Source organism: Paeniglutamicibacter sp. NPDC091659 (assembly GCF_044756805.1).
Taxonomy (GTDB): domain Bacteria; phylum Actinomycetota; class Actinomycetes; order Actinomycetales; family Micrococcaceae; genus Paeniglutamicibacter.
Genome location: NZ_JBIVTO010000007.1, coordinates 164,185 through 177,653, shown reverse-complemented (window position 1 = coordinate 177,653; position 13,469 = coordinate 164,185). Strand labels below are relative to the sequence as shown.

The window sequence follows — 13,469 nt, the reverse complement described above, 5'->3', positions numbered from 1 at the left end:
TAAGTGATGTTTCCAGTAATTGGCGTTGTTGGCGGAGGTCAACTCGCACGAATGATGGCCCCCGAGGCATTGAACCTCGGATTCGAACTACGCATCTTGGCCGAAGGCCCGGATGTCTCTGCTGCGCGCTCCGTTGCCGACGCACCGGTGGGTGACTACAAAGATTTGGCAACCCTGCGGGAATTCGCACGCGGTGTCGACGTACTCACGTTCGACCACGAACACGTGCCGAATGAGCACCTGCAGGCGCTGATTGCCGAGGGCGTCAACGTCCAGCCGCGCCCCGCCGCGCTGATCCACGCCCAGGACAAGCTCGTCATGCGAGCCGCGATCGAGAAGCTCGGCCTGCCCAACCCGGCGTGGGCAGCGGTTGAAACCGTCGAGGAGCTTGTCGCCTTCGGCGAGAAGATCGGCTGGCCCATCGTGCTCAAGACCCCGCGCGGCGGCTACGACGGCAAGGGCGTGCGCATGATCGACGACGCCGACGAAGCCCGTGCCGCGGCCGACTGGTTCGGCAACGGCGCCCTGCTGGCCGAGGACAAAGTGGCGTTCACCCGCGAACTTTCCGCACTGGTGGCCCGCACCCCGTCCGGCGACTCCAAGGCCTGGGACGTGGTGCACACCATCCAGGTCGACGGCGTCTGCGACGAGGTCATCGCCCCGGCCCAGGACATCTCCCCCGAGGTCGCCCACACGGCCGAGGCCGCTGCCCTGAAGATCGCCAACGCCTTCGGCGTCACCGGCGTCATGGCCGCCGAGCTCTTCGAGACCCCCGGCGTCGGCGTCGGCTTTGTCATCAACGAGCTCGCGATGCGCCCGCACAACACCGGGCACTGGACCATGAACGGTTCGATCACCAGCCAGTTCGAGCAGCACCTGCGCGCGGTCCTGGACCTGCCGCTGGGCGCCACCGACGCGCTGGCCGAAATCACCGTCATGAAGAACTACCTCGGCGGCGAGAACCAGGACCTGTACTCCGCGTTCCGTGCTGCCCTGGCCGCCGAACCGCGCGTGAAGGTCCACGCCTACGGCAAGTCGGTGCGTCCCGGGCGCAAGATCGGTCACGTCAACGTCGTTTCCGAGCCTGGCGAAAGCGCCGAGTCGCTGCGCGCCCGCGCCAACACCGTCGCCTCATTGATCCGCGACGGCGTCCCGGCGACGACCGCCGCAAGCACCGAAGGACAAGCATAAATGTCGAATGAAACCCCGCTCGTCGGACTGGTCATGGGCTCGGATTCGGACTGGCCCGTCATGCGCCTGGCCGCCGAGGCACTGGCCGAATTCGACATCCCCTTCGAGGCCGACGTCGTCTCCGCGCACCGCATGCCCGAGGACATGATCGCCTACGGCAAGGAAGCCCACGCCCGCGGCATCCGCGTCATCATCGCCGGAGCCGGCGGCGCCGCGCACCTGCCGGGCATGCTTGCCTCGGTCACCCCGCTGCCGGTCATCGGCGTCCCCGTGCCGCTGAAGACGCTCGACGGCATGGATTCGCTGCTGTCGATCGTTCAGATGCCGGCCGGCGTACCCGTTGCCACGGTGTCGATCGGCGGCGCACGCAACGCGGGCCTGCTGGCCGCACGCATCCTGGCCACCGGAACCGACGAGCTCGCCGCCTCGCTGCGCACCCAGCTCATCGAGTTCGCCGCGGGACTGCGCCAGGTGGCCTCCGACAAGGGTGCCGCCCTGCGCGCAGCCGCAGCCGCCGAGTTCGGCGAATAAGGACCCATATGACATCGACCCGCCCTTCCGCACGCTCGACCGATCTTCTGCCGGATCCGGAGTCGGCCACGGCACCGGTGCGCACCAAGCGCGCCGTGGTGCTGTTGCTGCTGACCCTCGTATTCCCCGGCAGCGCCCAATGGGTGTCGGGCAAGCGTGAGTTGGGCGGGATCGCCATGCGCGTCACCATGGCCTGCTGGGCCGTGGTCGCCGTGCTGATCCTGCTGGCCCTCATCAAGCGGGACTGGCTGCTGAGCTTCTTCGCGCAGTCCTGGGTGCAGCTGGTGGCCAGCATCGTCATGTTCGCCTTGGCGGCCGGGTGGTTGCTGATGTTCCTGAACACGCTGGCCATCATCCGGCCCAAGCTGCTGGCACCCGGGGCCCGGTTGATCGTCACCGGCGGCATAGTGGTCGCCATCCTGGCCACCAGCGGCGCCCTGGGATACGGCGCGTTCGTGCTCAACAAGGGCCGCTCGACCATCTCCAACGTCTTCAGCTCGGGGCCGGCCTTCAAGCCGGTCGACGGCCGGTACAACATCGCGGTCTTCGGCTCGGACTCCGCGGGAAACCGCGAGGGCGTGCGCACCGACAGCATGTCGCTGCTCAGCGTCGATGCCAAGACCGGCAAGACCCTGCTGATTTCCATCCCGCGAAACCTCCAGAACGCGCAGTTCTCCGAGGATTCGCCGATGCGCAAGGTGTACCCGAAGGGCTACAACTGCGGCGACGAATGCCTGTTCAACGCCATCTACCGCAACGCCACCGACAGCCACGCGGACCTCTACCCCGGCGTGGCGAACCCAGGCGCCCAGGCCACCATGGAGGCCATCGAGGGCACCACCGGCCTGAAGGTCCAGGGCTACGTCATGATCAACATGGCCGGGTTCGCCGGGTTCATCGACGCGATGGGCGGGGTCACCGTCGACTCCGGCGGCTGGGTCCCCTACAACGCCAAGAAGTGGCCGAACTCCTCGGTGAACACCCACTGGTTTGAACCCGGCGTCCAGACGTTCACGGGCAAGCAGGCCCTCTGGTTCGCCCGCTCCCGCGAGTTCACCACCGACTACCACCGCATCGCCCGCCAGCAGTGCCTGCAGCAGGCGATGATTTCCCAGTTCAGCCCGCAGACCATGCTCACCCGTTTCACCTCGATCATGGATGCCGGGGAGGACCTCGTCGAGACGGATATCCCGCAGCAGCAGCTGGGCTCCTTCCTGAATCTGGCGGACAAGGCCCGCTCCACCCCGTTCAAGCACCTCACCCTCGGTGCCCCGGACTTCGGCTCGGCCTCCGACAAGTTCTCCACGTACCCCGACTTCGACAAGATCCACGCACGCATCGCCTCGCTGATCGCCACCACGGGTGAATCCTCCAAGCCAAAGAAGGCCGCGACGGATGACAAGCCGGCGACCTCGGGAGGCAGCTCCAAGAGCTCTTCCCCGAGCCCGACCGGCGGCAAGTCCAGCTCCGGCGAACGCAACAGCGAACCGGGCAACGTCAACGAGGGCGAGGCCTCGGTTCCCACCACCAAGCCCGACGGGTCCCCACTCACCGAAGAGTACCTGGTCACCCTGGAACAGATCGGCCGCACCGACATCCTGTCGAAAATCGCGGCCAACAACAATGAATGCTCCGTTCCGTAGAGAGACGTGCCACCTTGTATCGATTGGAAAATCCCCTTCGCAACTACCCCTGGGGTTCCCGCACTCTGATCGCCGACCTGCTGGGCCATGAGCCCGGTGCGGAACCGGAAGCCGAGATGTGGATCGGTGCCCACCCCAGTGCCCCGTCCAGGGTCGTCTCCGGCGTCCCCGGCGAGACCCCGGGACTCGACGAACTCATTTCCCGCGATGCCGGGGCGCTGCTTGGCACCGGGTTGGCCGGCCACGGCGGTTCGCTGCCGTTCCTGCTCAAGCTCCTGGCCGCGGAGAAGCCGCTGTCGATCCAGGTCCACCCCGATGCGACCCAGGCCGCCGAGGGGTTCGCCGCGGAGAACGAGGCCGGCATCCCGCTGGATGCCCCGCACCGCAACTACCGCGACGCCGCACACAAGCCCGAGATGATCTACGCGCTCACCGATTTCGCGGCGCTCAGCGGCTTCCGCGAACCCGCTGAAATCGGCGGGCTTTTCTCCCTGCTGCTCCCGCATCTTTCCGGCATTGCCGCCGATGCCTGCGCCGACGTCATCGTGCGGCTGGGCGGCGCTGACGCGCTGCGCAGCACCTTCGGGCGGTTGCTCTGCGGAGCACCGGAACTCACCGAGCTGACGGCCAGCGTCCTGCAAGCGGTCCAGGCCGAGGAATCGCTGCGCTCCCACCCCGCGCTGGCGGAACTGCCCTCGTTGCACACGCATTACCCGAACGACCCGGGCATCCTGGTGTCGCTGATGCTCAACCTCGTCCGGCTGGCGCCGGGCCAGGCCATCTACCTGGCCGCGGGCAACGCCCACGCCTACCTGCGCGGGCTCGGCGTGGAGGTCATGGCGAACTCCGACAACGTGCTGCGCGGCGGTTTGACCGCCAAGCACATCGACCTGCCGGAGCTGCTGCGGATCACCGTGTTCGAGCCGCAGGAAGTGCCCCTGCTGCTCCCCGAGACCACGGCCTTCGGCCAGCAGGTCTTCGTGCCGCCATTCGACGAGTTCCAGCTGCAGCACATCGAACTGCCCGCCGCGGAGGACGCCGCGGACATGGCCGATGCCGACGTGCCGATCGCCGCCAACGGCCCCGTGCTGATGGTGTGCGTCGACGGACGGCTTGTCGTGGACACCCCGCGCGGGGACCTGGTGCTGCACCGCGGCGAATCCGTGTTCATCGGCGCCTCCGAGGCACCGGCCGTGGCCCGGCGCTCGGTGGGCTCGGGCGCACGCGCCTTCGCGGTCACGGTCCAGGCAGCGCGCTAGCCTGCGGCGTTGCCCGCAAATCCTGCGTTAACGACGTGAGGGGCCGGTTCATTCATGATGAATGAACCGGCCCCTCCAACGTTTGCCTCAGGCGTTGGGCCTAGCGGGTGTAGGCTTCCCACTTGTCGGCCTGGTGCTCGCCCTCGACGAAGCGGATGGTGCCCGACTTGGAGCGCATCACGATCGACTGGGTGTAGATGCGGTTGTTCTTGTAACGGACGCCGCGCAGCAGGTCGCCGTCTGTGATGCCGGTGGCTGCGAAGTAGCAGTTATCCGAGGTGACCAGGTCGTTGGTGGTCAACACGCGGTCCAGGTCGTGGCCGGCGTCGATGGCGCGCTGGCGCTCGTCGTCGTCGATCGGCCACAGGCGCCCCTGGATGATGCCGCCGAGCGACTTGATGGCGCAGGCGGTGACGATGCCTTCCGGGGTGCCGCCGATGCCCATCAGCACGTCGACGCCGGTGTCCTCGCGGGTCGCGGCAATCGCGCCGGCAACGTCGCCGTCCATGATGAACTTGGTGCGAGCGCCGGCGGCACGGATCTCTTCGACCAGTCCGGCGTGGCGCGGGCGGTCAAGGATGCAGACGGTGATCTGGGAGATCTTCTTGCCCTTGGCCTTGGCGATCAGGTGCAGGTTCTGCTTGACCGGCAGGCGCAGGTCAACGAGATCGGCGGCCTCGGGGCCGGTGACGAGCTTTTCCATGTAGAAGACGGCCGACGGGTCGAACATCGATCCGCGGTCCGCAACGGCCAGCACGGACAGTGCGTTGCCGATGCCCAGCGCGGTCAGGCGGGTGCCGTCGATCGGGTCGACCGCGACGTCGCACTCGGCGCCGGTTCCGTCGCCAACGTGCTCGCCATTGAACAGCATCGGGGCTTCATCTTTTTCGCCTTCGCCGATAACGACGACGCCGTTGAAGGACACGGTGGAAAGCAGCGAGCGCATGGCATCGACGGCTGCGCCGTCGGCGGCGTTCTTGTCGCCGAAACCAACCCAGGGGCTGGAGGCGATTGCCGCGGCTTCGGTGGCGCGCACGAGCTCAAGGGCAAGGTTGCGGTCCGGTTCGGCGTCGCCGACCGAAAGTCGTGGGGACAGGTGGGCAAAATTCGTGGCTTCAGTCACGGTCTTCCTCGTCGTTGAGATCTGTTCGTTTGCCGGGGGCCAACAAGTTCCATCATATCGTCAGCGGTCAACTCGTTCCCAAGCACGGGCGCCAGGCGGTCCGATCCCGCGTTTAGATTCTGCGGCGCGGATGCGCGAGAATGGTGTGGTGACCCAGCACCCCGAAGACCTTTCCGCGCCCGCATCCGCCCCCGCCGCAGCAACCGAGCCGCCGGCGGCACCGGAGACCCCCGCGGCCGGCGAATCCCCGTTGCCGTTCAAGCCGGTCTTGACCGCCTCGCAGGCCAAGCGCGCCAACCAGACGCTCAAGGGCATGATCATTTCCGTGGTGCTCACCGTCGCAGTGGCCATCCCGGTGGTCCTGATAAACCCGGGCAACAAGGCCGACACCTACCGCCAGCCCGTCGACGTCACGGCCGTTGCCTCGCAGGCCGCCGCCGACGCCGCATTCACCCCGTGGGCACCGGCGATGCCGGAGGGCGACTACGTGAACTTCGCACGTTGGATCACCGGAAACATCGACGGCATCAAGTACTGGGAGCTCGGCGTCGTCACGCACGACGAGAAGTTCGTCTGGGTCCGCCAGAGCGCCGACGCCAACCCGTCGTGGCTGGCCACCGTCACGGACAACGCGACTCCGGCCGGCGAGCACGTGGTCGACGGAAATGCGTGGGAACTGCGCAAGAAGGACAAGGACCAGGTCCTGATCTCCAAGTTCGGCGACTCGACCGTGGTGCTCACCAGCGAAAGCGGCATCGAAACCCTCGACGCGCTGGCCCGCCTGGCGCAGCAGCAGATCCCGGGTTCCTGACACCGCCGCCCTCCGGCACGGGGGCGCGCACCGGGATTTCCGGTGAGACTTTTCCCACACGTCCGTGCGCTTCATGCTTTGACCAATGTGCGGACCGGGGGCATTCGTGGGCTTAAGCTGAAAAACATGAATGAACCCGTCGTATCCGTCGACCCGATCGACCTCACCCCCGCCCAGGCCTGGCGGAAACTGCGTGAGGGAAATTCCCGGTTTGTTGCAGGCAGCACCGACCACCCGAACCAGGATGCAATGCGCCGACATTCCCTGGTGGACAAGCAGCACCCCTTCGCAGTGATCTTCGGTTGCTCCGATTCCCGGCTTGCCGCCGAGATCATCTTCGACCTGGGCCTGGGCGACGTGTTCGTGGTGCGCACCGCCGGCCACGTCATCGATGCCGCGGCCTTGGGTTCCCTCGAGTACTCCGTCGCCATGCTCAACGTCCCGCTGATCGTGGTCCTGGGCCACGACTCCTGCGGCGCGGTGACGGCAACCATCGATTCCGTCCAGACCGGAAAGATGCCCCCCGGCTTCATCCGCGACCTCGTCGAGCACATCACCCCCTCGGTCATCGCCGCCCGCCGAAACGGCATCCACGACGTGAACACCACCGTGGTGGAGCACGTGCAGCAGACGACCCACCGCCTGGTTGAGCAGTCCCGCATCATCTCCGATGCCGTGGAAGACGGCCAGACGGCTGTCATCGGCGTGACCTACCGGTTGGCCGAGGGCAAGGCCGAGATGGTCTCGGGCTTCGGCGTCCTCTAGACGGACGGCGACTTGATGCGTGTGCGGGATTGTTTCCCGCACACGCATTTTGCGTTGCGCACGGCAGTCGGTTGCCCAGGACGCCGGTTCTATTCCCGTTTTCGCCGATTGCATGATGACCTGCCGTTGGGCCGCATGCGGGCGTACCGTGGAGCCCATGGACAACTCTGCTGACTTCCGCATCGAACACGACACCATGGGCGAGGTCCGGGTTCCGGCCGCGGCCCTCTACCGGGCACAGACCCAGCGGGCCGTGGAGAACTTCCCGATCTCCGGCAAGAAGCTCGAGCCCGCGCACATCCGCGCCCTGGCACAGGTGAAGAAGGCGGCCGCACTGGCCAACCTGGAGCTCCGGGTGCTTGATGCCGAGCGTGCGCTGGCGATCGTCGCGGCCGCGGACGAGGTTGCGGACAACAAGTACGACGAACATTTCCCGATCGATGTGTTCCAGACCGGGTCCGGCACCTCCTCGAACATGAACATGAACGAGGTGCTTGCCGAGCTGGCCACCCGCGCACTGGCGGCCGCCGGCTCCGCAACGATCGTGCACCCGAACGACCACGTCAACGCGTCGCAGTCCTCAAACGACGTGTTCCCCACCTCGGTGCATGTGGCGGCGACCGCGGGTCTGCTGGGCGACCTGGTCCCCGGCCTCGAGATCCTGGCCGGGGCGCTGGAAGCCAAGGCCGCCGAGTTCGCGGACGTCGTGAAGTCCGGGCGCACCCACCTGATGGATGCCACCCCGGTGACCCTGGGCCAGGAGTTCGGTGGATATGCGGCGCAGATGCGCTACGGCGTCGAACGCATCCTGGCCACGCTGCCGCGCGTCGCCGAGGTCCCGCTGGGCGGCACCGCGGTGGGCACCGGCATCAACACCCCGGAGGGCTTCCCGGAGCGCGTCATCGAGCTGCTGGCCCAGGACACCGGGCTGCCGATCACCGAGGCCCGCAACCACTTCGAGGCCCAAGCCAACCGCGACGGGCTGATCGAGGCCTCCGCGCAGCTGCGCAACATCGCGATCTCGCTGATGAAGATCAACAACGACCTGCGCTGGATGGGCTCCGGGCCCAACACCGGGCTCGGCGAAATCGCGATCCCCGACCTGCAGCCGGGCTCCTCGATCATGCCGGGCAAGGTCAACCCCGTGATCTCCGAGGCCGCGATCATGGTCGCCGCCCAGGTGATCGGCAACGACACCGCGATCGCGTGGTCCGGCACCAACGGGGCCTTCGAGCTGAACGTCGGCATCCCGGTGATGGCCTCCAACCTGCTCGAATCCATCCGCCTGCTGGGCAACACCACCCGCGTCATGGCCGAGAAGATGGTCCACGGGATCACGGCGAACGTGGAGCGCGCACGTTTCCTCGCCGAAGCCTCCCCCTCCATCGTCACCCCGCTGAACAAGTACATCGGCTACGAGAACGCCGCGAAGATCGCCAAGAAGGCCGTGGCCGAGCAGTTGACGGTGCGCCAAGCGACGATCGCGCTTGGCTTCGTGGAACGCGGGGAGCTCACCGAGGCACAGCTCGACGAGTTGCTCGATGTCACCACCATGACGGGCAAGCACTAGAGATTGATTCCAGGGGGGTCGGCTGTGCGGGCCGGTCCCCGCGGCCGGGAATCCGGTTGCAGGACCGGCCCGCACCGATACCACGCAACGGACGCCCCTGCTAGTGCGACGTCGTCCGCTGCGGGCGCCTTGCGAAGCCGGGTGCGTGTTCGGGCCGGGGGCCGAGGCCGATCAGCCGGGGCATGATTGTCCGCACCACCGGAACGTGCCGGGCCCAAAACAGCATTGCCGGCGGACCTCCGGACCTTTTCCCGGTGAACAGCGGGGCAAACACCTCGTGGTGCATGATCCGTTGGACGCCCTGGATGAGGTTGGTGGGGAACCGGCGCCTGCGTTCGACCGCCGCAAGGTCCTTCACCGTGACGGTGCCGCGCAGCAGGGCGGGCGCCAGCCTGGTGGCCGCGGCCACGGCATCCTGGATGGCAAGGTTGATGCCCACCCCGCCCACGGGCGACATCGCATGGGCGGCATCCCCGATGCACAGCAGCCCGTCCACGTACCAGCGCCGCAGCCGGTCCAGGCGCACGTCAAGCATGTGCAGGTCATCCATCGAGGCAATGGCGTCCAGGCGGTCCGCGAGGTCCGGCCGGGCGGAGGCGATCCGCTGCCGGAAGCGCTCCACCCCCTCGCTGCGAAGGCGCGCGTCCGAGCCCTTGGGGGCGAAGTAGCCCATCTGGTAGTAGTCGTCCCGGAACAGGGCAATCACGCCCTCGCCGTTCCCGAAGGAGGGAACGATCCCGGCGACCTCCCCCGGCTCGGTCGGGTAACGGGGCAGCCGGAACCACCAGGTGTCGAACGGCACCGGAAAGTCCCTTTGTTGCAGTCCCGCGGCACGGCGCAAGACGGAGTGCCTTCCGTCCGTGGCGACGACGAGGTCCGAGCGAAGCGTGTCCTCGCTCCCGTCGGATCTCCGGTAGCGGACGCCGGTGATGCGGCGGCCGTCGGACACCAACGACGTCGCGGTGTGCTCCATCAGCAGGGTGAACGTGGGCTCCAGCGCGGCGGCGCGGGCCAGGAAGTCCAGGAAGTCCCACTGGGGCATCATGGCCACGTAGTTGTACGGCGGCTTCAACAACGAGAAATCACCCAGCGTCACCAATCGACCTCCGCGCACGGGGAAGGCTACGTTTTGCAGGCGGCTTTGCGGAAGCCTGCGGAATTCGTCGCCCAGGCCGAGCTCGTCCAGCAGCCGGATGGTGGACGGATGCACCGTGTCGCCGCGGAAGTCCCGCAGGAAGTCGCCGTGCTTCTCCAGCACCGTCACCCGCACCCCGGCCCTGGCCAGCAGCAGACCCAGCATCATGCCGGCAGGGCCGCCTCCGACCACCGCACATCCGGTAGTCTCCATGCCCCCCATGCTACGCCCGCGCCGGTCAGGGAGGCAGCGCTTTCGGGTCGTAAGCGGACCCCGCGGAGCCCCCATCCGGAAGACCAAAGCCGGCCCCCTGGGGACCTCGTTGCGGCAGGCTTGCCGCCACTGTGTCGAAGTCCCTGACCGTCCGGTGAGCCGGAACACAAAAGTTGCACCTTGCAACCAAAAGTGTAAAACTGCACTATATGAACGAAAGTGCAATTAGCTCATCTGGTGAAACGGCGGCGGCCCCGCCGACCCGCAGCGCGCGCATGCAGAAAACGCGCCTGGCGATCACCCGGTGCTCCCGCGAGCTCACCGCCGAACACGGCTTCTCCGGGTTCACCATCGAGGAGCTGTGCTCGCGGGTCGGCATTTCACGGCGGACCTTCTTCAACTACTTCCCGACAAAGCTCGATGCCGTCTTCGGGCACATCGACGACGGCCTCCCCGCCGAGTCGCTGGCTCGTTTCATGGACGCCCGGCCCGCAGGGATCGTCGGGATCTCCCCGACGCTGCTCGCCGATCTCGTGGAGCTCATCGTGGCGCAATTGCGCCGCGACGAGGAAGAAATCCTGAGCGCACACGGCTTTTTCGAGGCCGTGCACCGCGAGCCGGAGCTGCTGGCCAAGATGGTCGAGGTCGGCCCGGAACGCATGAAGGAGTTCATGGCATTGGTGGCCCGGCGCGAAGGGGTCGCGGCCGACCACCCGGGGCTGGGCCTGCTCGTGCACAACATCAAGTTCGCAACACACCAGGCGGTCCAGCGCTACGTGGCCTCATCGCGGAAGACCTCGCTAGAGGAAGAATTCCTGGACCTCATGAGGCTCACCCAAGAACTTTTCGCCCAGCCGCTGTTCCGCGACAAACCCGGCACCGTCCCGCCGGCCTAGCCAGGCACTCCCCCGCCCGGCGACTTCCACACTGATTCTCCCGTCACGATCCCAAGGAAACCCTTATGTCCACCGCCACCGCTTCCCGGCCCGCGCCGGGCGCCGCGCCCCTGCTGCTGACCCAGCGGCGCATCTGGATCATCTTCTCCGCGCTGATCGCCGGAATGATGCTCTCCTCCCTGGACCAGACCATCGTCTCCACCGCCATGCCCACCATCGTGGGCCAGCTCGGCGGCGTCGAGCACCAGGCCTGGATCACCACCGCCTATCTGCTGGCTACCACCATCGTGATGCCGATCTACGGCAAGTTCGGTGACGTGCTGGGCCGGCGCAACCTGTTCCTGATCGCCATCGCGCTGTTCACGCTGGCCTCGATCGGCGCCGCCTTCGCGGGCAGCTTCTGGATGTTCGTGGTCTTCCGCGCCATGCAGGGTCTGGGCGGCGGCGGCTTGATGATCCTCTCGCAGGCCATCATCGCCGACATCGTTCCGGCCTCCGAGCGCGGCAAATACATGGGCCCGCTGGGCGCCATCTTCGGCCTGTCGGCGGTTGCCGGACCTCTGCTCGGCGGATTCTTCGTCGACCACATGACCTGGCAGTGGGCGTTCTACATCAACATCCCGATCGGCATCGCCGCATTCGCCATCGCCTGGTTCGCGCTGACCATCCCGAACAAGAAGGCGACCAAGAAGATCGACCTTCTGGGCGTGCTGCTGCTCTCCATCGCCACCACCTGCCTGATCTTCTTCACCGACTTCGGCGGATCGAAGAACCACGGCTGGGGCGCCATCGAGACCTGGGGCTGGGGCCTTGGCCTGCTGGCCGCGATCGTGCTGTTCGTGATCGCCGAGGCGCGCGCCGAGGACCCGATCATCCCGCTGTCGCTGTTCAAGAACCGCGTCTTCGTCAACGCCACGGCGATCGGTTTCACGCTGGGCCTTGGCATGTTTGCGGCCATCGCGTTCGTTCCGACGTTCCTGCAGATGTCCTCCGGCACCTCCGCGGCCGTCTCCGGCCTGCTGATGCTGCCGATGATGGTCGGCCTGATGGGCACCAGCATCTGGTCGGGCATCGCGATCACCAAGTCCGGCAAGTACAGGGGCTACCCGATCGCCGGTGCGGTTGTCACCGCCATCGCCATGCTGGCCTTCACCACGCTCGGCGCCACCACTCCCCTGTGGCTGATCTGCGTCTACCTGTTCGTCTTCGGAGCCGGTCTGGGCCTGATCATGCAGGTGATTGTGCTCGTCGTTCAGAACGCCGTCGATCCCTCGATGGTGGGCACCGCGACCTCCACGAACAACTACTTCCGCGAGGTTGGCGCGTCCCTGGGCGTGGCGATCTTCGGTGCGATGTTCACCAACCGCCTCTCGGAGAAGCTCACCGAGGTCTTCACCGGGGCCGGGGCCGGGGCCGCCGAGGCCGGCAGCGCCACGGCAACCCTGGATCCGCAGACCATGGCTCAGCTTCCGGACGCCGTGCGTGAGGGCATCGTGAACGCCTACGCCGATTCGCTGGCACCGGTGTTCTGGTACCTGATCCCGTTCATCCTCATCGCCTTCGTGCTGGCGCTCCTCCTCAAGCAGGTGCCGCTTTCCGACACCGCCGGAATGGTGGCCCGCGGCGAGGCCATCGGCGGCGCCGAGGCCGAGGCGCTCGAGGCCGAGGCCCGCACCGGAGTGTCCGCCGAGTCGGTCAATGCCGGGTCGGTGGAGGTCAAGTCGGACATTTCCGGGTCGAACGCCGACGGGAAAACGGGAAACGACTCCCGCTAGCCTGACAGCCGGAAGCACCCCCTTGTTTTGCAGCCGCCCCGGTTTCGGGTGGCCGCAAGGCAAGGGGGTGCTTTTGTCATTCGGCGATGAAGTGGCCCTCGGCCCGTGGCTCCCGGGCCCATTCGATCGCCCGTGCATGCTTCGGGGGAAGGCCGGGCAGCGCGTCGAGCCCGAACCAGCGGACCTCGAGGTTTTCGTCGTCGTTCACGCGGGCCTCGCCGCCCAGATAATCGGCCTCCATGATGACGTCAAGGTACTGGGCGCGGTCGCCGTTGGGGTAGAGGGCCGGGTCCGTGGTTGCGACGCCGACCAGCCGGGTGATCTTGCAGTGCACTCCCGTTTCCTCGAACACCTCGCGCACCGCCGCGATCGCGGGTTCCTCCCCCGGCTCGAGGATTCCGGCGGGAAGCGTCCACCGCCCATTGTCTGCGCGCCGGACCAACAGGACGCTGCCCTCGCGGAACAACACGACCTTGACCCCGGGGAGCCAGAGCGGGCCGGTGCCGATCTTGGTGCGGAGCTCGAGAATGAAGTCGGGGGTCGCCATGGTTTTCATC

12 protein-coding genes are annotated in these 13,469 nt (G+C 67.0%); 9 read left to right on the top strand and 3 right to left on the bottom strand.

Annotated elements, in window-relative coordinates:
* Nucleotides 1-6: 6 nt before the first annotated feature.
* The 4 genes from ACIQLF_RS14310 to manA are packed head-to-tail and all read left to right on the top strand — an operon-like array spanning nucleotide 7 to nucleotide 4,624.
* Entirely contained in the window at nucleotides 7-1,191 is a 1,185-nt protein-coding gene (locus ACIQLF_RS14310) for a 5-(carboxyamino)imidazole ribonucleotide synthase (protein WP_400299839.1), read from the top strand.
* Nucleotides 1,192-1,722, top strand: coding sequence for a 5-(carboxyamino)imidazole ribonucleotide mutase (gene purE / locus ACIQLF_RS14305; RefSeq protein ID WP_400299586.1), 531 nt, complete (start codon nucleotides 1,192-1,194; stop codon nucleotides 1,720-1,722).
* An 8-nt stretch (nucleotides 1,723-1,730) separates the two neighbouring features.
* Nucleotides 1,731-3,365, top strand: a complete 1,635-nt coding sequence (locus ACIQLF_RS14300) for an LCP family protein (protein ID WP_400299584.1) — start codon at nucleotides 1,731-1,733, stop codon at nucleotides 3,363-3,365.
* 23 nt (nucleotides 3,366-3,388) lie between these two features.
* Nucleotides 3,389-4,624: a mannose-6-phosphate isomerase, class I gene (manA, locus tag ACIQLF_RS14295; RefSeq protein ID WP_400299582.1), complete on the top strand. Its 1,236-nt coding sequence runs from the start codon at nucleotides 3,389-3,391 to the stop codon at nucleotides 4,622-4,624.
* Between the two features lie 100 nt (nucleotides 4,625-4,724).
* On the opposite strand, the gene glpX is transcribed toward manA, so the two are convergent.
* The gene (gene glpX / locus ACIQLF_RS14290; protein WP_400299580.1) at nucleotides 4,725-5,747 is read right to left on the bottom strand and encodes a class II fructose-bisphosphatase; all 1,023 of its coding nucleotides are present in this window, start codon (nucleotides 5,745-5,747) and stop codon (nucleotides 4,725-4,727) included.
* A 148-nt stretch (nucleotides 5,748-5,895) separates the two neighbouring features.
* Here glpX and ACIQLF_RS14285 point away from each other — a divergent pair, with 148 nt between their 5' ends.
* The 3 genes from ACIQLF_RS14285 to ACIQLF_RS14275 all read left to right on the top strand — a co-directional run bounded on the left by ACIQLF_RS14285 (nucleotide 5,896) and on the right by ACIQLF_RS14275 (nucleotide 8,893).
* The gene (locus tag ACIQLF_RS14285; protein WP_400299577.1) at nucleotides 5,896-6,558 is read left to right on the top strand and encodes a DUF4245 domain-containing protein; all 663 of its coding nucleotides are present in this window, start codon (nucleotides 5,896-5,898) and stop codon (nucleotides 6,556-6,558) included.
* Nucleotides 6,559-6,684: 126 nt separating this feature from the next.
* The gene (locus ACIQLF_RS14280; protein WP_400299575.1) at nucleotides 6,685-7,323 is read left to right on the top strand and encodes a carbonic anhydrase; all 639 of its coding nucleotides are present in this window, start codon (nucleotides 6,685-6,687) and stop codon (nucleotides 7,321-7,323) included.
* A 157-nt stretch (nucleotides 7,324-7,480) separates the two neighbouring features.
* Nucleotides 7,481-8,893 carry a class II fumarate hydratase gene (locus ACIQLF_RS14275; RefSeq protein ID WP_400299573.1) on the top strand — a complete coding sequence of 471 codons (1,413 nt, stop codon included), beginning with the start codon at nucleotides 7,481-7,483 and terminating at the stop codon, nucleotides 8,891-8,893.
* Between the two features lie 100 nt (nucleotides 8,894-8,993).
* Here ACIQLF_RS14275 and ACIQLF_RS14270 read toward each other — a convergent pair whose 3' ends face one another.
* Nucleotides 8,994-10,241 (bottom strand): FAD-dependent oxidoreductase, encoded by a 1,248-nt coding sequence (locus tag ACIQLF_RS14270; protein WP_400299570.1) that lies wholly within the window; start codon nucleotides 10,239-10,241, stop codon nucleotides 8,994-8,996.
* Between the two features lie 209 nt (nucleotides 10,242-10,450).
* On the opposite strand from ACIQLF_RS14270, the gene ACIQLF_RS14265 reads away from it, so the two are divergent.
* Complete coding sequence (locus tag ACIQLF_RS14265; RefSeq protein ID WP_400299568.1) at nucleotides 10,451-11,137, top strand: TetR/AcrR family transcriptional regulator; 687 nt, start codon at nucleotides 10,451-10,453, stop codon at nucleotides 11,135-11,137.
* Nucleotides 11,138-11,202: 65 nt separating this feature from the next.
* Nucleotides 11,203-12,912, top strand: coding sequence for an MDR family MFS transporter (locus ACIQLF_RS14260; protein ID WP_400299565.1), 1,710 nt, complete (start codon nucleotides 11,203-11,205; stop codon nucleotides 12,910-12,912).
* Between the two features lie 76 nt (nucleotides 12,913-12,988).
* Here the strand turns inward: ACIQLF_RS14260 and ACIQLF_RS14255 are convergent, their stop codons facing one another.
* Nucleotides 12,989-13,459 carry an NUDIX hydrolase gene (locus tag ACIQLF_RS14255; protein WP_400299562.1) on the bottom strand — a complete coding sequence of 157 codons (471 nt, stop codon included), beginning with the start codon at nucleotides 13,457-13,459 and terminating at the stop codon, nucleotides 12,989-12,991.
* Between the last annotated feature and the right edge of the window lie 10 nt (nucleotides 13,460-13,469).